The 21,365-nt window shown below is 42.9% G+C and carries 15 protein-coding genes; 6 read left to right on the forward strand and 9 right to left on the reverse strand.

The window, feature by feature from the left end; genetic code table 11:
- The first annotated feature begins 2 nt into the window (after positions 1-2).
- The 3 genes from H8B06_RS08880 to H8B06_RS08890 are packed head-to-tail and all read left to right on the forward strand — an operon-like array spanning position 3 to position 6,659.
- Positions 3-2,078 carry a TlpA family protein disulfide reductase gene (locus tag H8B06_RS08880; RefSeq protein ID WP_190993918.1) on the forward strand — a complete coding sequence of 692 codons (2,076 nt, stop codon included), beginning with the start codon at positions 3-5 and terminating at the stop codon, positions 2,076-2,078.
- 1 nt (position 2,079) lies between these two features.
- On the forward strand, positions 2,080-5,286 hold the full coding sequence (locus H8B06_RS08885) for a SusC/RagA family TonB-linked outer membrane protein (RefSeq protein ID WP_190993919.1): 3,207 nt from the start codon (positions 2,080-2,082) through the stop codon (positions 5,284-5,286).
- Positions 5,287-5,297: 11 nt separating this feature from the next.
- A complete protein-coding gene (locus H8B06_RS08890; RefSeq protein ID WP_190993920.1) occupies positions 5,298-6,659 on the forward strand; it encodes a RagB/SusD family nutrient uptake outer membrane protein in 1,362 nt (453 codons plus the stop codon).
- A 57-nt stretch (positions 6,660-6,716) separates the two neighbouring features.
- Here the strand turns inward: H8B06_RS08890 and H8B06_RS08895 are convergent, their stop codons facing one another.
- Together H8B06_RS08895 and H8B06_RS08900 are read right to left on the reverse strand one after the other, a co-directional pair.
- Positions 6,717-7,073 carry a hypothetical protein gene (locus tag H8B06_RS08895; RefSeq protein ID WP_190993921.1) on the reverse strand — a complete coding sequence of 119 codons (357 nt, stop codon included), beginning with the start codon at positions 7,071-7,073 and terminating at the stop codon, positions 6,717-6,719.
- Between the two features lie 200 nt (positions 7,074-7,273).
- A complete protein-coding gene (locus tag H8B06_RS08900) occupies positions 7,274-7,765 on the reverse strand; it encodes a MauE/DoxX family redox-associated membrane protein (protein WP_190993922.1) in 492 nt (163 codons plus the stop codon).
- A gap of 321 nt (positions 7,766-8,086) precedes the next feature.
- Here H8B06_RS08900 and H8B06_RS08905 point away from each other — a divergent pair, with 321 nt between their 5' ends.
- The gene (locus H8B06_RS08905; RefSeq protein WP_190993923.1) at positions 8,087-8,530 is read left to right on the forward strand and encodes a hypothetical protein; all 444 of its coding nucleotides are present in this window, start codon (positions 8,087-8,089) and stop codon (positions 8,528-8,530) included.
- Here the strand turns inward: H8B06_RS08905 and H8B06_RS08910 are convergent.
- The 5 genes from H8B06_RS08910 to H8B06_RS08930 form a co-directional block, all read right to left on the reverse strand.
- On the reverse strand, positions 8,524-10,797 hold the full coding sequence (locus tag H8B06_RS08910; RefSeq protein ID WP_223857559.1) for a multicopper oxidase domain-containing protein: 2,274 nt from the start codon (positions 10,795-10,797) through the stop codon (positions 8,524-8,526). The genes H8B06_RS08905 and H8B06_RS08910 overlap by 7 nt on opposite strands.
- 57 nt (positions 10,798-10,854) lie before the next feature.
- Positions 10,855-11,280: a heavy-metal-associated domain-containing protein gene (locus H8B06_RS08915; protein WP_190993925.1), complete on the reverse strand. Its 426-nt coding sequence runs from the start codon at positions 11,278-11,280 to the stop codon at positions 10,855-10,857.
- 21 nt (positions 11,281-11,301) lie between these two features.
- Positions 11,302-11,523, reverse strand: coding sequence for a heavy-metal-associated domain-containing protein (locus H8B06_RS08920; RefSeq protein ID WP_190993926.1), 222 nt, complete (start codon positions 11,521-11,523; stop codon positions 11,302-11,304).
- Between the two features lie 56 nt (positions 11,524-11,579).
- Entirely contained in the window at positions 11,580-13,994 is a 2,415-nt protein-coding gene (locus H8B06_RS08925) for a heavy metal translocating P-type ATPase (RefSeq protein ID WP_190993927.1), read from the reverse strand.
- Positions 13,995-14,087: 93 nt separating this feature from the next.
- Positions 14,088-14,648: a helix-turn-helix domain-containing protein gene (locus H8B06_RS08930; protein WP_223857560.1), complete on the reverse strand. Its 561-nt coding sequence runs from the start codon at positions 14,646-14,648 to the stop codon at positions 14,088-14,090.
- Positions 14,649-15,031: 383 nt separating this feature from the next.
- On the opposite strand from H8B06_RS08930, the gene H8B06_RS08935 reads away from it, so the two are divergent.
- Positions 15,032-15,805, forward strand: coding sequence for an alpha/beta fold hydrolase (locus H8B06_RS08935; RefSeq protein WP_190993928.1), 774 nt, complete (start codon positions 15,032-15,034; stop codon positions 15,803-15,805).
- A gap of 95 nt (positions 15,806-15,900) precedes the next feature.
- Positions 15,901-17,352, forward strand: coding sequence for a glycoside hydrolase family 28 protein (locus H8B06_RS08940; protein ID WP_190993929.1), 1,452 nt, complete (start codon positions 15,901-15,903; stop codon positions 17,350-17,352).
- A gap of 72 nt (positions 17,353-17,424) precedes the next feature.
- On the opposite strand, the gene H8B06_RS08945 is transcribed toward H8B06_RS08940, so the two are convergent.
- Together H8B06_RS08945 and H8B06_RS08950 are read right to left on the reverse strand one after the other, a co-directional pair.
- Positions 17,425-18,495, reverse strand: coding sequence for a phytase (locus H8B06_RS08945; protein ID WP_190993930.1), 1,071 nt, complete (start codon positions 18,493-18,495; stop codon positions 17,425-17,427).
- A 31-nt stretch (positions 18,496-18,526) separates the two neighbouring features.
- Entirely contained in the window at positions 18,527-21,325 is a 2,799-nt protein-coding gene (locus H8B06_RS08950) for a TonB-dependent receptor (RefSeq protein WP_190993931.1), read from the reverse strand.
- Positions 21,326-21,365 lie beyond the last annotated feature (40 nt).

Here is a 21,365-nt window from a genome sequence, read left to right on the forward strand (position 1 = left end):
TTATGAATCACAGATATAACCAAAATACAATAACAAAGACTATCGGTTTAGGCGGGCGTGAGAGGAAATCACCTTCGGCAACCGCTCGGCAGGCTGTTGATGTTTCTTCGAGAAATCCCCGAGATTTGTCCGAGCATTGTTCGAATGGTATTCGACAATTGTTCGGATGCTGTTCGAGTGTTGTTCGGGTCGTACCCGAAGGCCACCCAAGCAACATCCGAAGGAATACCGAAGGTGTTCCGAACCAGTCCCGAACCGGAGTCGAAGCACTCCCGAAGGTTCTCCGAACAGCACCCGAAGAAAAAGATAGTTTTTTTGCTCGCTTTTTCGGTAGACTTAAAGCGAGGATCAAGTATAGATCAAGTAAGGATATAGTACTATTAACGCAACGTTTGCGTAAAATAGCTGAGGCACCGTTCATGTACCGCGAGTGTACGGTTAGTGTACGGGGAGTGTACCGAAAAGGTACTAAAGAAGTACTAGAAAGGTACTGGAGAGCTACTAAAGATCCACTAAACGCATGTACCTCTGGCGTAGATCAGCGGTATAGTAAAAGTGGGAGAGTAGTAGAGGAAATGAAGAACAAAGGAGTCCTTTCTTGTGGACTACTTTGTTTCATGTTGTTTAATCTATCAACAGCCTGGGCGCAGTCTGCGGAGACGCGGACTGCCGAAGGGCAAACCGAAATTAAGCCATTAGAGATTGGGGATACCGTGCCCGACGTTGGGCTCAAAATCTTAAATAGCGATCGTAACCTAGTCCAAGATAAATTACATAATTATGGAGGTGAAAAGTGGATCATCCTAGAGTTTTGGAATACGGTCTGCGGGCCGTGTATAGCGGCTATGCCACACCTCTTTTCCTTAGAAGAAGAACTAGATGGAAAGGTGCGTGTTATGCCCGTAGGGCATGAGTGTGAAGAAAGAATTAATGCTTTTTTGAGGAATACGCGGGCTCCGGCTATGAAGTCTCTTGAGGAAAGGTTTCATACAGTCATCGAAGATTCCGTCCTAACAGCAATGTTTCCGAAGACATCGTCTCCCCATACCGTTATTCTGGATGAGAACTATGTTGTAAGGGCGGTAACCAAACCGGCTTACGTCGATGTGCATATGTTGGAAGAGCTCATGAGCAGCAGTGCCCCGAGCACTTCGGGTAAGCTTTTTGCTTTAGAGGATAAGCTTCTTTTGGCTTCCAACAGATTACTGGTAAGGCCTTTTTATAGTGGTCTTGTTAAATATGTTGATGGGCTGACCACTTCCTTTGAATCGAAGACAGATTCACTAAATGGGGTTGTGCACGAGTTTTTCGGGAATATGACCTTGTTGCAACTGTATGCGGCGGGAGCGACAAAAAATAAACCGTTGAAAGGACTCCAATTTAAACCAGAACACCGAATCATTTTGGTTAAAGATCCGCATAATATCGTTTACCATACGGATGATGCTTCGGATATACAAATGAAGCTTGCTTGGGACAGGGCCAATAAATACAGTTATGAATCGGTGCTACCAATAACCATGTCAAAGGAAAGCCGGCGAGCACGACTTCGGAATGACATGGATAGCTTTCTTGGGATGAGTGCGCAGCTAAAATCAGTAACGGTACCTTGTCTAGTACTTACACAGGCGGGTAATGTCACCCGTCGGAATTTAGATCATGATGACGAAAAACTATTCGTTATAAACGGCTGGGTGCCTAATAGGCTAAAGGAGCAAGAAAAATATGTGGGCAATTCGTCATCGGGAGCCCAGACCTATATTCGAAACCTTGGATTCAAAGAATTGACAACGGTTATCAGGAAGCTATCGTCTGATCCTATACCGACCATTGTCGATAAAACAGGATATAATGGACTTTATAGTGTAGATTTTGCCAAGGAGATCAACTCGTTGGCTGATATACGTGTAGCACTGCAGAAAGAAGGGTTTGATCTGATAGCGGGAGAAGTACAGCAGGAAATGTTTGTGCTATCGGAAGATGGCATAGAAGCAAATCTGGACGAACTGGTTTTTACGCCACTCGGCTATGTCACGAAAGATTATGTTGATTTAAATGAAGAACAAAAACGGAAATAATATGACAAAAAGAATTAAACTGCTGGGATGTATATTATTTCTGTACATTCCTTCAATGATGGCGGCCGGTCAGCAAGACATCATCAAAGGTCGGGTGCTAAGTGCAGAAACGGAACTCCCTGTGGAAGGAGCAAGTATACGCGTTGATGGGGAAAATTTGGAAACGGTAACTGATAAGCAAGGGAGGTTTAGCCTAACGATAGGAAACCGGAAACCACTGCAATTGATTGTTTCGCATATAAGCTTTCTGGAAGAAAAGATAGAAGTGGACGTATCCCGATTACAGGAGATAACGGTTCATCTGGAGGAGAAAAAAAGTGATATTGAAGAAGTCGTCGTATCAACGGGTTACAGCACCGCTAAACAGCGACACCTGACCGGCTCGTTTGAACATATTGATGAAGAGCTTTTTAATAGGCAGTTAAGTACAGATGTGCTCAATAGGTTGGACGGCATAGCGAACAGCCTGCTGTTCGACAAGCGCTCGTCATCTGCTGCACCGTTACAGATCAGAGGTTTAAGTACGCTAACCGGATCTATTTCGAGACCGCTTATCATTTTGGATAATTTCCCCTACGAAGGCGATATCGAGAACATCAATCCCAATGATATTGAAAGTGTAACCATACTGAAGGATGCTGCCGCGGCAGCAATCTGGGGAGCAAAAGCGGGAAATGGCGTGATTGTACTAACCAGTAAGAAAGGAAGTTTCAATGAAAATATAACGGCATCCTTCACGGGAAATGTGGGCGTGACATCCCGCCCAGATCTCTTTTACGTTCCGCAGATGACCACTTCTGATTACATAGACATCGAGAAATTTCTTTTTGAGAAAGGGGAATATAACTGGGCCTTAAATGACCGGACTTCTTGGCCGGTTGTGAGTCCTGTTGTGGAGATCCTACATAAGGAATCAACAGGAAGTCTTTCAGAAGCGGAAGCAAAAAATGCTATCGATATGCTCCGACAAAGGGATGTGCGCAGTGATTTAAGCAGATACCTCTATAGAAATGCGGTAAACCAACAATACAACCTTCAGTTGTCCGGGGGGACACAACGTAGTAATTATAATGTTTCCGTGGGTTACGACCGTAATTTAAAGAGCGACGTCGGGAATGCCTATGAACGTTTATCATTGCGTACCTCGAATACCTATAAATTGGTGGATGGGTTGGATTTGGATCTGGGGCTAGCCTATACGGGTAGCAAAACGGTAAATAACAATCCTGGCGAGATACGGACAGCTGACGTAGGAGGGACACTTTATCCGTACGCACGCTTGATAGATGAATCCGGCAATGCTGCTGTACTGGAACGTAACTATCGTTTGGGGTTTGTTGATACGGTGGGCGGTGGAAAATTATTGGACTGGCATTACCGCCCGTTGGATGAAATTACTGCGTCGGATAATACCAATCATATACACGATATGTTATTGAATGCGGGGCTAAAGTACAGCTTTCTTTCATTTTTTGATGCCTCGGTGAGATACCAGTATCACAGCGCCAGGAATAACGGACAGCATCATTACAGCGTTGATTCGTGGTACGCCCGTAACTTAATAAACAGATTTACCCAGATTGCAGGTGGAAATACGATATATATTGTTCCCAATGGAGGTATTTTAGATGAATCGACAGGGACACGTAGCGGTCATTCCTTGCGTACCCAACTGAATTTTACCCATCATGCCCATAAAGACCATGCTATAAATGCGTTTATAGGTGCAGAAGTGAGAAACCACGTAAATGATAATAGTAACAGCCGTGTTTACGGTTACGACGGACGCTATCTTACGCACCAGTCCGTTGACTATATAAATAGGTATCCTATATATGGCGGGCTTTCCTCCAATTCATTGATTCCGTATAATGCGGGGTTAAGTGGTTTTTTAAACCGCGCTATCTCTATGTATTTCAACGGTACATATAGTTATAAAGATAGATATGTACTGACCGGAAGTGCGAGACGGGACGCCAGTAACCTATTTGGTACCGATACGAATAATAAATGGAAGCCGTTGTGGTCTTTGGGTATAGCATGGGAGATATCAAATGAATCTTTTTATAAACTCGATGCTTTGCCTTACCTAAAATTAAGGGCTACACATGGATATACGGGCAACGTAAATAACAGCATGTCTGCACTAACAACGCTCAATTTTAGGTCTTTGAGTTCAAAGACACGTTTGCCGTATGCCATTATTGCTAACCCGCCAAACCCCTCATTGCGATGGGAACAGGTCGCCACCTGGAATATAGGTGCTGATTTTGCTATTCGGAATCGTAGGATTAGCGGTAGTATTGAATATTATAATCGGAAATCCACGGATGTGATAAGCGCCGAACCTGCAGATATCACCACTGGATTTAATAGATTGACGAGAAACAGTGCGCAGTTACGCAATAGGGGAATGGATGTTAATATAGCAAGTAGAAATCTTCATGGGGTATTTTCATGGAATACGAATGTACTTTTCAGTCTCAATAAGACGAAGGTAGAGAAATATCTAGTAGAGGCAGTACGACCGAGTAGTATGGTCGGTAGTGGATACACGATATCACCGATAGTAGGCCGTGGTGCATATAACATTGTTAGTTACCGGACGGCTGGTCTAGATCCGGAAAATGGGAACCCTCGAGGATATGTGGGAGGAGAAATATCTTCTGATTATAGGGATATAATTGATAACGCTGAGGAAGGCGATCTTGTCTTTCACGGTTCGGCGACACCTCAGAAATTTGGGGCGATACGGAATACATTTTCGTGGAAAGGAGTTTCGCTTTCTGTCAATGTGAGCTATAGGTATGATTATTACTTCCGACGCCGCTCTATAAGCTATCTCGGATTATACGGTGGAGCCGTTGGCCATGCAGATTATTATCAGCGATGGCAAAATCCGGGAGACGAGATGCATACATATATTCCATCGGCGGCTTATCCAGTGGATAGCAGAAGGGATCAGTTCTATCGAGATGCTGATGTGTTGGTGGAAAGGGGAGATCATATCCGGATACAGGATGTTAATATAAATTACACCATCGGAAATAGTGTGATTGGAAGAACGCCATTTAAGCGTTTGACGGTAACGGGATATATATCAAATATCGGCGTCATTTGGGCGAAAAATTCACTTAATATGGATCCGGATTTTAATGAGATGCCGTTACCTACAAGTTACACCTTTGGTTTGAAAGCAGAATTTTAATGAACTTGGTTATGAAGAATATAATGAGATACTATGGGATGGCAGCAATCCTATTTTTACAATGGGGCTGTGCAGCATTTTTGGAAGAAAAGCCAGATAAATCACTGGCTTTAGCGGATGGCTTAAAAGAGCTACAGGCGATTCTGGATTACGAGGTTGGTATGAACCAGAACTATCCTGCGGCTGGTGATATTGCATCACCGTATTTTTATTTAACGGAGGCTGACTGGTCTGCCAGAACGGAGATTACCCGTGAAATCTATTCGTGGAATGAGAAAGCAGATAATTCACAGGACTGGCATAATGCATATACTCGTATTTTTTACGCGAATGTGGTGCTCGATCAAATAGATGATGTGGCGCTGAAAGGTGAGCGTGAACAGGATCGGACAGCGATTAAGGGAAGTGCTCTCTTTTTTAGGGGTTGGAACTTTTTTCAATTATCCCAAATTTATACGCCTCCATATATGGAGGACGGGGATGGTCAATGGGGGATACCCTTAAGATTAGGAGCCGATATTAATATTGTAACGGAACGAAGCACGATATCGGAAACGTTCAATCAAATAGTATCGGATCTGACATACGCTTCGCAAACTCTTCCGGAGCAGACCGTTGTTCCTAATCGCCCATCCAGAGCTGCGGCATACGCGGCACTATCCATCGTATATCTCTCCCTGGACGACTTTCTAACGGCAGAAAAATACGCCGACTCTTGTCTGATGTTGCAAAGTGATTTGATAGATTACAATTTCGTTGACGGCAGTATGGTGAATCCGTTTCCTATTTTTAATGAAGAAGTAATTTTTCATGCAACGATGTTTGGTACAGCACAGGTGTTTTACAGGAACAGAGCAAAAATAACGGAAGAATTATTCGATACTCATGATGAAACAGATTTACGGCGCACGGTTTTCTATTCTGAGCAAGCCGACGGATCTTTCACGTTTAAAGGAGATTATTCGGGAAGTAGTACTTCTGGATTACCGTTCTGCGGTATTGCCACGGACGAGATGTACCTTATCAAAGCAGAATGTGCGGCAAGGTTGGAGAAAAATGAAGTAGCATTGAAGTATCTGAATGAATTTATGCTAATGCGATATGACAGTGCTATTTTTGAAGCATTTGATAGTAACGACGCACTGGAAATTTTAGATAAAACGATTAGTGAGCGCAAGAAGCAACTCGCTTTTCGGGGAGGTGTGAGCTGGCGCGATTTAAGAAGGCTGAATAGGGAAGAGCGATACCGGCAAACATTGGTTCGAGAGATAGGGGGCGATAGATATACGTTGGGACCGAATGACAAACGTTATGCATTCCTAATCCCGGTTTCTGTGGTTCAAATGTCCGGAATACAGCAGAATGAAAGATAAATTGGGAGAGAAAAGAGAGCCATCAAGGCTCCCTTCGTTCTCAGACAAGCATCTCGTTTATCTAGAGAAATTACCGCGAAAAATGTTAGCGTTAGGATTACCCTCCTCTAGATCTGTTTCCAAACCCGTCAGATTTGGTTTTCCCGCTGCCGGATTGGTTGGATTGGTCGATGGGGCATTAACTCCACAGACTTCTAGTCCGTCGTCACATTCTTCTTGGAGGTCTCCCATAGAATAATGTTGATAATAGTCTGGATTTGTTGGATCATCTGCTGATCCAGGTGGGGAGTAAATCCACTGCTGCTCCGTTTGCGCCTTCTCCGCTTCAAGCGCTTTCATTTTTGCGTTTACGGTGTAAACACCGAGTCCTAATAGTAGTGCCATCATCGGCACGAGTTTAATGAGTTTTTTCATCGTTTTAAATTTAATTGTTAAAATGGTTGATCCAGGATAGTAAAGCTGGGCGGAACGTTTCGGCAACTTGCCTGATCTAAAGTTTTTTCCTGTTGGATCTTAATATCTGAATTGTCGCAATCCCAAAAGGTTCTGCCTTTGCTTTCCGATCGTCAGACCGTTTGCTGGCTTTCCGTCGAAAACCACTATGCATAGTTTTTTTATTCTCGTTTTTGTTTTGATTTTAATGTTTTGCTTTTATAGGCGAAATAGAATCCAACTAGCGCCACGAAGGTATGCTTCGCATTGAAGTAAAAATGCTCCTGCCAGCCCATATCCTGAAACACTTTACCACATGCACAAACAACTTTACCATATATTTCGATATAAGCCAGATAGGCATACACGGTATAAGAAAACATCAGTACGGTAGCGATCAGCAATCCCCAGACACGTGTTTTCGGGAAGCAGAGCAGAAAAACTGTCGTCCATTCGGCAACCGGTAAGGCATACACCAAGATCGGTTTCGACCAGCTGGGCAGCGGTTGCTTACCCATCTGTATGCTGAATACCTGATGGTATAATACTTTATTCAACGCAGTTTGTGCAAAGAGAAAAATTAGTACAGCAGCACAAAATACGGCAAGGGCGTCGAGATAGGTTGTGCTGTGCCGTTTGAAATGTGTGGTAATATGTGGTGTTATAGTTTTCATTGTTTGCACGTATTTGTTATTTGTATATTTCAAAGGTAAAGCGGAAACTAAAGCGATCGTTAGGCAAAAGTTGACATTAGTAGGATACAAAAGTTGACATTGCAGATAAGAAGAAAGTTTACTGGGTATCCGACACGTCTGTGAGTCAAAAATTAAATTTTGTTTCAAATTTCTTATGTGTATAAAATTCCATATCTTCACATATGTATAAAAGGAGGTATTACGCGTACGAATATGGAGTTAGATGAACAATTGGTTAAATTGGTCGCTTAAACACCAAGGATGTCTTGCACGAGACTTTGAAGAACTAAAACCCCAACCATGACGATAAAAAAAATTGGAATCGTATTAAGCTTGTTGATGGTCGCTCTATTTAGCTTTAGTCAAACCAAACTGCCGTCTATGACAGTGAAGGATATCAATAAATCAACGGCGTTCGAGGAGCTGATAGAGCTTTTGGGGGACAGCGATTATTTTATCCAAAACATGGAGAAAGATGTGGGGTTTATTCAAATTAAACGTATTCAGAAAAAGAAGACGGGCATATTTGGTAAAAATACGGGAGATAGAATAGTTTATAATATATTATTGCGAGAAAAAGAAGGGGGTATCCTGCTTATACTACAAGCCAACGTAGAAAAGGAAGTATGGAATGGTCAGGTTAATGGCAGCGAGTACTATTATAGGGACGAAGGTGTTTCTAATGACCTTAACGATTATGAAGAACTGTTAAAGTTAATCGAATCCCATTTTGAGAATCAGTAATTCACGGCCAATCCTACACCAAAACCCATATCGCTGTCATAATGCGTGCGGACACCAAAATTTCGCGTCAGGATATAGCGTAGATCAAACATATATTCCTTATCGGTGTTAACCATAAAACCTGCGCGTACTCTTCTGGAAACAGGAATATCTTCACGCATTAAGGATAACCGCACAATACCATCGTGATACACTTCCGCCTGGAAATTGATGAGCATGGGTAAGGTGTAGATCGCTCCTATACTAAAAGCACTTCGGTTATCTTTTTTATTTACCTGTCCAAATATGTTCCTTTCTTGCTCGTTGTGTCCCATTTTTCGATAGCGCCAATCAAAGCCAACAAAAGGCATAAGCCATTGCATTTTACCGATATATCGCCCAAAATGGGTTTCCACTTCATAGCCGTGCATATCATGATAACCCAATCGCCATTCTGTACCTAAACTCCAGCGCGTATTCTGCAACATGGCCTGTCCATCATTGCCGTTGGTCGCAAAATCATTTTCTGCCATAAAATGGAGCATATTGCTTTCTCGTTGTAGCACTTTATAAGCCTTTTCCTTGTTGGTAAGTAAATCATTTTGGTAATCACCGACAGCAAACACACGGTTCATACCTGCCATCATGTGGTATAAGATATGGCAATGGAAAAACCAGTCTCCTTCCGTGTTTGCCATAAACTCGATGGTGTCCGTTTCCATGGGCATGATATCTAATACATTCTTTAGGGGAGCATATTCACCTTGTCCGTTAAGCACGCGGAAATCAAAACCATGTAGGTGCATCGGATGACGCATCATAGAGTTGTTGTACAGAATGATACGCAAGACCTCACCTTTATCCACCGGTATTTTGTCCGTTTCCGATAAAACGCGATTGTCCATGCTCCATACATAACGATTCATGTTCCCCGTCAATTCAAAGCGAAGTTCCTTGACAGGCGCATCGCTAGGCAATGTTGTTTTATGAGGTGATTTCAGCATTGCATAGTTTAACGTCACCATTTTCTGGTATGATGGCCCGTGTCCGTTATGTTGTTTATGATCAAGGTGGTGGTTGTGACTATGATCAGATGTGTGTTCCTCAACGTGATGGTGGGCGTTTTTCTGTTCCTGCTGATGCGTGGCGTTATCGTGGTGTTGATGCGCATCTTCCGCAGGTATCTCGGGGTACATCACGGCATTCATATCCATTTTTTGAAGTCCCATGTCCATGCCCATATCGTCCATATCCCCATTCATTTTCATCATGTCATTCATCATCTTCATACCCTCAAAATAACGTAGTCTTGGCAACGGTGAAACGAGTTGGCGGATACCTTCACCGATATAAATGGATGCAGAACCGGAGCGGTCTTCCGCTGTTGCCATCAGCTCATAGGCGGTATGCGCATCGGGAATATCGACGATAATATCATAGGTTTCCGAGACACCAATAATGAGTCTATCGACTTCTACTGGTTCTACATCGTTGCCATCATTGGCGACAACCGTTATTTTACCGCCTGCGTAGGTAATCCAAAAATAAGAGGAAGCGCCCCCGTTGATAAGACGTAAACGTACACGATCGCCCGCTTTAAACGAAGAGAGTTGCTGCTCGCTTGTTCCGTTTATCAAAAACTTTTCGTAGTATACATCGCTGACGTCCATAGCCTCCATACGTTTCCACTCGTTGGTTACTTTCGTTTTAAAATGCCCCTCCTTGATAGCTTCCGCATAACTTTGTACTGTGTTCTTTTTGATACCAAACCAGTCGTTGCCACTGCTTAGCATGCGTTGTACGTTATGTGGATGGAGATCTGTCCATTCACTTAATAGGATGGGGACAGTCGGTATATCATCGATTCCCTTTCGAAAGGTTGTATCACCTTTCTGCTTATGGAAGATGAGGGAGCCATACATGCCTATTTGCTCCTGAAAACCAGAATGACTATGATACCAATAGGTGCCGTTTTGCTTGATAGGAAAACGATAGATATATGTTTCGCCTGCAGGGATCGGCATTTGTGTCAGAAAAGGAACACCATCTTCCCGATTAGGTAACTGCACGCCGTGCCAATGCAAAGACGTACTCTCTTTAAGTTGATTGTGCAATACGATTTCGGCAGTGTCACCTTCCGTAAAGGTCAATGTCGGCATCGGAATCTGTCCATTAACTGCAATAGCGTGTTTTTCTTTTCCGCTGTAGTTAACAAGCGTATCCGTAACATACAGATCATATTGAACTACGTTTTGCGCAAGAGCAGCAGAAACGGATAATAGTAACATAAACAGAAAGGACAGATACCGGTTACACATATTTCTTTTTTTGCAACGTTATTATTTTTAATGATGCTTTCCTTGATGTGATGAACTTTGACCGGATTTATGATCTGCATGTTCATCAGGTTTCTTATCGGTCTTCGACTGCTTCAATTTACGGTCATATTGACAACAATCATGTAAATTGGCGTAAACATCATCGGGAGCGAGATACTTTTCGTTATCATAACCCACTTGTGCAATACGTTTGAGGACGGTATCGATCGTGGTTTTTTCTGTATCGTATGTGATAGAAGCTCTTTGGTTATCGGCATCCCAAATAACCTGTGCCTCATTTTTCATATTGCCGGCTTTTTCAATCGTCCGTTTGCACATTCCGCAATTGCCGTTAACTTTCGCTGTTTCTGTTTTTGCATTTTTAATCTGCGCGATGGATAGCGTAGATAACAGCAATAAACAGGTGGTGATAATATAAGATAATCTCTTCATTTTCTGTTGTTTTATCGTTTATTAATTTTGTATAGGTTCTATGGTGTATCCTGCTTTTTGTACGGAATCCATCACATCTTGTTCCGTTGCGGTGTTCGTAACAACGGTCAGTATTTTATCCTTATTGTTTGTATCGACTTCCCATCCGGTTATCCCGTCCACTCCGTTTAAGAAAGGGGTTACGGTCGATACACAGCCGCCACAATTGATGTTTGTTTTGAATTTGAATGTTTTATTTTCCATGCTTATGATTTCTATTTAATGAATTATACTATTTTTTCTTTGTGATTTATCCGATATCATTTCTTCCATTTCAGCCGCAAACTGTTGCTTACCACGCTAACACTACTGAGCGCCATCGCTGCACCAGCAATCATCGGATTGAGTAGGAATCCATTTAGCGGATATAATATACCTGCTGCAATTGGGATGCCAATCAAGTTGTAGATAAACGCCCAAAACAGATTTTGTTTGATGGTAGCCACGGTTTGCTTAGATAATTTGATCGCTTCTGGAATCTTTTTTAAATCGGAGGAAATGATGGTCATTTTCGCTACATCCATGGCAATATCACTTCCCTTACCCATCGCAATACTGACATCGGCGGTTGCTAGGGCGGTACTATCGTTGATTCCGTCTCCAACCATGGCAACGACTTTACCTTGCTGATGTAACTTCTTAACGAAATCCGCCTTATCCTCCGGTAATACTTCAGCTTTATAATGGGCAATTCCTGTCTGTTCTGCAATTGCCTTGGCCGTAGTCTCGTTATCGCCTGTAAGCATATACAATTCGATACCCATATCTTGTAGCTGTCTGATAGCTTCGATCGATGTATCTTTTATTTTATCGGAGATCGCCAATACGGCCAGAGCCTCTGTCTTATTAGCAAACCAGATTACCGTTTTGGATTGTGCGCTCCAAGTATCAGCATATTGTTGAAGTTCGGATGCAATTGGGATATTGTTTTCTGCTAATAACTTTTTGTTGCCAGCATAGTAGTCTTTGCCTTCGTAAACTGCTTTTGCACCTTTGCCGGTAATGCTTTCAAACGAAGATAGCGAAAGTATAGAGCCGTTTTCTAGGTGTTTCACTACGGCATCGGCCAAAGGATGTTCAGACTGTTTTTCTAAACTGAACAGCACATTTTTGTCGGTATCGTTATCGCGTAGCCAGCGTACATCAGTTACTTCTGGTTTGCCTTCGGTGATGGTACCCGTTTTATCTAAAATAATCGCATCCATCTTTTTAGCCAGTTCTAGGCTCTCTGCGTCCTTAATCAAAATACCCCGTTCAGCCCCTCTTCCAACACCTACCATAATGGCGGTCGGCGTTGCAAGACCCAATGCACAAGGACAGGCAATGACCAAGACGGTGACGGCAGCTAAAAGACCATGTATAAGGCCTTCATTTGTGTCTAATACGAGCCATAAGATAAAAGTGATTAACGCGATACCTATCACAATGGGGACGAATATACCGGCGATTTTATCAACCAGTTTTTGCACCGGAGCTTTGCTACCTTGTGCATCCTGTACCATTTTGATAATCTGGGCGAGCATTGTTTCTTTACCGACTTTTGTCGCTTTAAATTGGAAGCTTCCTCTTTGGTTGATGGTGCCCGCAAAGACTTTTTCGTTTTCTTTTTTCTGTACCGGTAAGGGCTCGCCACTGAGCATGCTTTCATCTACATAAGAGTTGCCCGATTTGACTATCCCGTCAACGGCAATCTTATCGCCTGGTTTTACCACTATGACGTCGTCGACATCTACATCTTCAATGGCAACTTGCTTTTCTGTGCCATCAGACTGTACCAGAATGACTGTCTTCGGCTGTAAACCCATCAGCTTTTTAATGGCGGAAGAAGTATTGCCTTTCGCTTTTTCTTCTAGTAATTTACCTAACAAAATAAAAGCGATGATAACAGATGCCGCTTCGAAATAAACGTGTGCCTCCAGTTCTCTGGCATGCCAGAATTCGGGAAACAACATGTTGAATACACTGAATATATAAGCTATCCCGGTGCTCAAAGCAACGAGGGTATCCATATTCGCAGAACGGTGTTTTGCTTGCTTCCAAGCGTTGACAAAAAAGTCCTTACCTAGCCATAAGACAACTGGAGTTGAAAAAAGCCACATGATTTCGTTGCCATAAGGCATATGCATAAAAAACATACCGATAACAACCACAGGCAGTGCTAAGATAATCGCCCAGATCGTTTTGTTTTTTAGCTTTTTATATTTTTTCTCGTGGATCGCTTCGAGGGTTTCTTGTTGGGTGTTTTCGTTTTCCAGGAAGAGATCATAGCCAACATCTTGTAATGCCTTTTGCATTGCCGAGGCATTGATCATATTAGGAAGATACTCTACCGTTAACGTGGCGTTAGCAAAGTTTACGGAAGCATTTAACACGCCTGGCAAGGCTTTTACGGTGCTTTCTGAGCTGACAGCACATCCGGCGCAGGTCATATAGAGTACGGGAAATGATTGCTTCATCGTGGTCACGCCATAACCGAGATCTTTAATGGTTTTGATCGCTTTGTCCACAGCAGATATGTCGTTTACTACGATTTTAGCTTGTTCGTTGTTCAATTCCACACGGTGACTTTCAACACCTTCCACTTGCGCCAAACCTTTATCGACAATCATAGCGCAATGCTCGCTATGTACATCTTCCAATGGAAGAGTTATCGTTTGTTTGCTATTCGTTGCCATATCTTTATCCTCGTTATTACAAGAACAAAATTCGGCATAAACGGTTGGTTATCTGTTACACTATTTCAGGAAAGAGTTGTAAGATTTACTTTTTTAAACTTCGTCCAAAGGCTTCCGTTTATCTTCTTTTATTTGCTTGAAATGACTAGGTGTTAATCCCGTGACTTTCTTAAACTGATTGCTCAGATACGCGACGCTGGAATAGCCGAGCTGATCGGCAATTTCGCTTAGCGACAACTCGTCATACACCAATAATTCCTTAACAAGCTCAATTTTCTGTGCAATATGGTATTTCTCAATGGTGACACCTTCCACTTCGGAGAAGAGATTGGATAGATAGTTGTAATCATGATGGAGCTCACCGGCTAAAACATCGGAGAGGTTAACCGTATGCTCGCCATCTTGTTCGCGTACCCATTTTATAACGATGGTTTTTATCCGCTCAATAAGCTGGCTTTTCTTATCGTCAATCAGCTCAAAACCAAGTGGCTCTAATACGTCCGCAATTTTCCCGAGCTTTTCGCTATCTAATTCGTCGAGCAGCGTCACTTCCCCCAATTTTATCGTCTGTATAGCAAAGTCAAGCTTTTCTATCTCCTGCCGGACGACTAGGATGCAGCGGTTGCATACCATATTTTTAATGTAAATAGTCATGATTTTATACATTATACGAACTTATAGCTATAATGCAAAAGAACAAATAATAAAGTAATTCAAAAGTAATATCGCTTTTTTTACCATTGCACGATCCCCTCTTAACACAAAAAGGTCGCCTCCGGATGTTTGAGATAAGGGATTCTACTAAGGATGAGTTTCTGCAGTTGTCAAAAATCCGGATGCGAGAATTGAAGTTAAGGATGGGTTCACGGATTTGTACTATCCCGTCCTTAATCTTTTAATGCCACATAACAAAATTTTGATGTCTGTAGAAATACCATTTTTGTACTGCCCTTTGTATCAAAATTTTTAAGTGGCGATTTTTTTGGTCCATTTTTTTCTAAAAAAAAGGACAATGAAAAATCTTATCTTTACCCATTATGAACATTTTACATTCACGAATATACGGAGAAGATAAACCTGGTACACCACTATTAGTTATGCATGGCTTATTTGGCATGTCCGATAATTGGGGAAGTTTCGGCCGGGAGTTCGGAGAAAAAATACCGATACATTTAATTGATTTGCGAAACCACGGACATAGTTTTCATGATGATGATATGTCGTTGTCGGCCATGGTAGAGGACTTGGAAGCGTATATACAACATCATGAGCTTCAAGAAGTCGATATCCTTGGGCATTCGCTTGGTGGTAAAGTCGCAATGCAATATGCTACTTCGAAATCGACAAACATTCGAAAACTTATGATCGTTGATATAGCGCCAAAAGCATATCCACCTCACCATCAAAAGATATTGGACGCATTGGCCGCTGTTAAGATCGGCGGATTGAGCAATCGTAAAGAAGTGGAAGAGCAACTGCGCCGTTATTTGGATGAGGCAGGCGTTATCCAGTTTTTGCTTAAGAATGTTTATATAAAAGAAGACAGAACGTTAGATTGGCGTTTCAATCGAAAAGCCTTAACCGAAAAATATACGGAATTTATTACAGTGGGTGTGGAGCCGGGCGTGTATGATGGGGAGACGCTATTCCTGTCTGGCGAGAAATCAAACTATATCCTGGAAGAGGATTATCCGATGATCAAGGAGATGTTTCCGAATTCGGAGATTAAAACCGTTCCTAAAGCAGGGCATTGGGTACAAGCCGAGAATCCAAAAGCATTCAACGAGCTGGTTGCTCAATTTTTAGGTTAGCACATCACCGTTTTATATGTAACAAAATCCATATAGAAAATGGCGTATAGATATTTATTCCTATCTTTCTGGCCTTTACCCAAGTGAACTATAATATGAAGCAAGTACGTAATTTAATCCTAGCTGCAGTTTTACCTATAAGCGTATTGGTGAGCTGTGGAGAGACCCAAAACAAGCAAACAAATGAAAGTGACAAGGCATGGGAAACTGCCGATAGTATACGCGCGCTGATTGTGGAACCCACTTTCGCGAAGAAAGATTTTGTCATCACGGAATATGGTGCTGGCTTAGACAGCACCGTGCTTAGCACCAAAGCGATCAACGGCGCAATCGAAGCATGCCATGCAGATGGCGGCGGACGGGTTGTCGTCCCTAAAGGCACGTTTTTAACCGGTGCAATCCATCTGAAGAGCAACGTCAACCTACATCTGGAAGATGGCGCAAAATTGTTGTTCAGCCGGGATGTAGAAGACTACAAGCCTTTGGTTAAAACACGCTGGGAAGGAATGGAATGTATGAACTATTCGCCCTTGATTTACGCCTATGGCGAAGAAAATATTGCTATCACCGGAAACGGTATCTTAGATGGTAATGCCAACAATGAGCACTGGTGGCCGTGGAAAGCGAAGAAAGAACACGGCTGGGTTGAAGGGATGGATAATCAGTTGGCGGCCGTTAAAAAGCTGACGCAGGATGTGAAAGATCGGGTGCCTGTAGAAGAGCGCGTATATGGCGATGGACATTTCTTGCGTCCACCATTTATCCAGCCCTATAATTCTTCCAATATCTTGATTGCGGATGTAAAAATCATCAATGCACCGTTCTGGAATATTAACCCGGTGCTGTGTGAAAATGTCACGGTGCGGAACGTCAGTGTGGTTACCCATGGGCCAAACAACGACGGCTGTAATCCCGAATCCAGCAAAAATGTATTGATAGCGGATTGTTATTTTGATACAGGAGACGATTGCATTGCTATTAAATCCGGCCGTAACGAAGATGGTCGGGAGATTGGGCGTCCGGCGGAAAACCACATCATCGAAAATTGCGAGATGAAAGATGGTCACGGTGGTATCGTGCTGGGTAGCGAGATATCTGGCGGAGCCAAGAATATCTTTGCCCAGAACCTGAAGATGGACAGCCCCGAACTAGACCGCATATTGCGGATTAAGACAAGCTCTTTACGAGGAGGTGTTATAGAAGATATTTATGTGCGTAATATTGAAGTAGGAACCTACAAAGAGGCGGCGGTCCTGGTGGATATGTATTATGAAAACCCGGGCGATTTTATGCCTACCGTACGTAATATTACCGTAGAGAACTTAAACGTGAAAGAAGGAGGGAAGTTCGGCGTTTTGATCAATGCTTATGAAGAGTCGCCTGCAGAAAACCTTCGGATTATCAATTCCACTATCGAAGGTGTAGACGTACCTATTCAGGCGAACTATACCAGAGGAATGAAATTTGATAATGTAACGATCAATGGAAAATTGGTAAGTGAAGAAGATGTACAATCGTCTTCTGAGGCCGAGTTTGAGACCTTTTAACAATAGAATAGCTAATAGTCGTTATCAGAAAAATAAATGGCGGACATTTCGTATGTTCCGCCATTTATTTTTTTACTTAATGGGATGTTGATCTATCCAATTTTGTAAGATGTTCCAATCATATATATGAAATACTTTGCCGTTACTCATCGCGACGAATATACCATTGGGAAATGTACTACCAAAATTTATATTCAACGCATCGGCGCCGTCACATTCCACAGTAGATACGGGAATTTCCGAGATTAACGTATGTTGATGTGGATTAGCTGTTTCACCTTCTCTTTTATAGACTAAAAACGTATTGTTTTGTTGGTTGGAAACTAAGATATATCCTGTTTTGTCATCTTTCTTATAGATCGCGATACCTTCATGATCCCGCTGTGCATCTTCATTTGCAAAAAAAGCCAGCTCTTCGTTCCCTTTTTCGGGATCAGCATAGTATTTTCGAACACCTGTCGTTTCATCCGAATAATAGACGTAACCTAATTCATTGTCAACGGCGATAGCTTCGATTTCTTTCTTCCCGCTATATGTGCCGAATTTACGAATAACTTCTCCAGATACCGTACCATCCTCGTTTCCAGACAGCTTATACTGCCATAGATAGCTGCCCGAAGGCCCGGTCTTACGCCCCACAATCGCCTGGATTTCTACTTGGGCGGAGTCGATCTGTTTCGCATAGAGCGCTATTCCCATGCCGTCTCGTTCCTCCTCACCCGTTTCCCCTTCAAAAATCGGGATACCGCCATTATCGATAGGCGTTAAATCCGGTAGCGAAAAAATGCGGAGACGATGCGCTTTACGTTCGGTAGTCACCGCTATATCGGTCTTTTTTCCATTAATCAGAAGTCCATAAGCAACATCCACATTGTTCGGCCGTTCCATATCGATGTATTTGTTTACGATCTTGCCCTGCAGGTCGTAGACATACAATCCGCCGCCCACTTCCTTGTCCGTTCCAATGATCAGGCTTTGTGTCGGGTCTTCGGGGTTTACCCAAATAGCCGGGTCGTCCGTGTCATGCGGAGTAGGTTCGGTAATGATGGTTGGCTTGATGGCATTTTCGGCAACGGGTGCCATGCGATCTTGACAAGATATAGCCAAGAGGGCTAATAGAGGTGAAATAAAAAATTTGTTCATCGTTATGTGTTTATGGTATAATAATCTGTTGTTATAAATCAAATTTCAATCCTAAGTTAAAGCGCGGCCGATAGTATTCCAATTGCATCGTACGTTCTTTGCTGCCTTGGTAATAGCGTAGCGGCTGATTAGTCAGGTTATTTGCTTCGCCAAAGATCCGTAGTTGCGGCGTAATTTTATAGGCAGCGTTAGCGTCTAGGAAAAACTGTTTGTCATAGTAGGCATCGTAGAAGTCTGCCTCATCGATTTCATCCAGATAAGCGGCGGTATAGTTTGCCGACACACGGGCCGAGAACTTGTTGTTTTCCCAGGATAGAGATCCGTTCAACATGTGTGGTGCCGTACGGGGAAGACCCAGTCCGGTGCGCTCTTCACCATCCTCACTGGTAATTCCTTTTGCGACGGAGTGCGTGTACGTGTAGTTGGCATAAATGCCGAAGCCTTTTAGAAACTTGCCGGGAAGGAAGTCTAACTGACGTTGAAAGGCAACTTCTGCACCATAAACATCGACATTATCGCCATTACGAGACTGCACAAATGTCCATTGTCTATCCGCATCTGCCGGGATAGGATTGGTGATATCCGGGAAATCTGCCGCAAACTTTTCGCGAGAATAGTTGGCATCGCGATACGAATAGATAAAGTTTTTCAGGTTTTTATAAAAGATACCGCCTGATAGTATGCCGATGTTTTCAAAATAGTTTTCCGCCATCAAGTCGAAATTCGTGGCATAAGTAGCTTTTAGGTCAGGGTTGCCGGCAAAAACCTCGTAGTCTCCCGGAAGAGCGCTGACATAAGGGGCCAATGCGTAGTAATTCGGACGCGCTAAGCTCGTTGTCACAGCAGCGCGCAAGATGAAATCTTTGGTAACATCGTGCCGGAACGTAATGCTAGGCAAGATATTGACGTAATCGTTTTTGTTGTTTACCTCACCTATCAGCTCCTCCTCGTCTTGTACATAATTTCCAGTATAATCGATTTTGGTGTATTCTACTCTAGCGCCAACGATCATCGATGTTCTTTCGGTGAAGTTTTGATCCCAACGTATATATCCTGCACCGATGAGTTCTTTCGCATGATAGTTTTCGGCCAAGTATTCCGAAGCATTGACCTCTTGCTCGAATAGCGACCCATTGTGCAGGTCTAATCCACCTAAATAGCGTTTATCTACAAAACCGCCGGGAACATATTGGCTGCCCGGAGCAAAGTTGCTATTGGCCCAATTTTCGATAGGTAGCGTGCTCATAGCCCCTAAATCTTCGATAGGGGAATACTCGTAAAAAATATTATCTCTTTTCTTGTTCTTGATACGCAATCTGGTACCCACGCGGAATCTTCCTTTTTGATCGGCGATAACGCTTAATGGAAAGCGGAAATTGATTTTTGCACCGAATTCGTCTTCGGAAGTATAATCTTGGTTGTCCGTTAGTTCGCTAAGGCTAAACGGTGTATAATCTCGGTTATCGCCCCCGATGAAAGGTTTTCGCGGATTTGAAAAGTCGTTATTTAATACCACATCTTCCTGCTCAAATTCGATATAGCGCTCGTTCGGACGGTCTTCTGATGCTTTGGAGTAAGACGCCGCCCAGTCAAAATCTAGTTTGGAACTAAGCAGGTGTTCTCCTCTTAAAGAGAAATTCATGACGGTTTGTCTTTCCAGACGTGCATTTCTGTTGGTGTTGTCATCGATTCCCCCCTTTGTTTGTCTGCGGATACCGCCTACGTAAGAATTTTGATCGGCATCCCACTCCAAGTCGGTATATGTTGCGGCATAACGATTCTCTCGGTCATCGCGCCAGTTATAAATAGCGTTTAATTCCAGACGATTTCTTGTGTTGATTTCATAATCGGTGGTTAACGAGAAGCTACGACGGATACGTTGCACGTCGTACTTACGGATTTCCATCTCTTCTACAAAGAGTTGATCGTCTTCTTGTTCCCAGGCAGCCTCGATGTTATCGGAACCGAAGGTCTGGCTTTGAATGGTACCGCTTAGTACGATTCCCAATTTGTTGTCGGCAAAACGGTTACCATACACCAGAGAACCATTGTAGATGCCTTTTTCGCGGATTGGCATATATCCACCTCCTAACGTCGCCGAAATACGCTGTTTATTAGGCACCGCACGGGTAATCAAGTTAACGGATCCGCCGATAGCATCGGCATCCATATCGGGTGTCAATGTTTTGTTTACTTCGATAGTCGAGATCATATCTGCTGGTATCAAGTCCATCTGGATATTCCGGTTGTCGCCTTCGGCAGAGGGGATGCGGTCACCATTCAGTGTAACCGAATTCAATTCGGGGGATAAGCCGCGTATAATGATATTACGTGCTTCACCTTGGTCGTTTTGCATCGTGATACCGGGTACACGTTTCAACGCGTCACCGATATTCTGATCTGGAAAACGGCCGACTTGATCACTGGAGATAATATTGGTAATGTTGTTGTTGTTCTTTTGTTGATTTAAGGCTCTGGCTTGACCTCTGGCGATATCGCCCATCACACTCACTTCGCCTATTGTCCGGGCGAGCGGGAATAACAATACCTCCATTTGTTCATTTTTGCCATTCACCTTAATTTGTTGTGTGTAGGCCTCGTATCCCATATAGTTTACGCTAAGGGTATAGTTACCTGCAGGAACGTTTAGAAACTCAAAATTCCCCGATACATCCGATATGGTATATCGGTTGCTCGGTTCGAGTTTTAAAGTCGCGCCAGGCAACGAAAAAATATCGTTGCCGTCCAATACCTTTCCTTTCAAGATGCTAGTTTGTGCATAAGATGCTGAACAGCATAATAAAAGCAGCATCGTGTAAATAAGTCTCATAAAAAATTGTTTCGTTAATTAATACTTGGACAAAGGTTAT

This window comes from Sphingobacterium micropteri, assembly GCF_014692515.1.
GTDB lineage: Bacteria > Bacteroidota > Bacteroidia > Sphingobacteriales > Sphingobacteriaceae > Sphingobacterium > Sphingobacterium micropteri.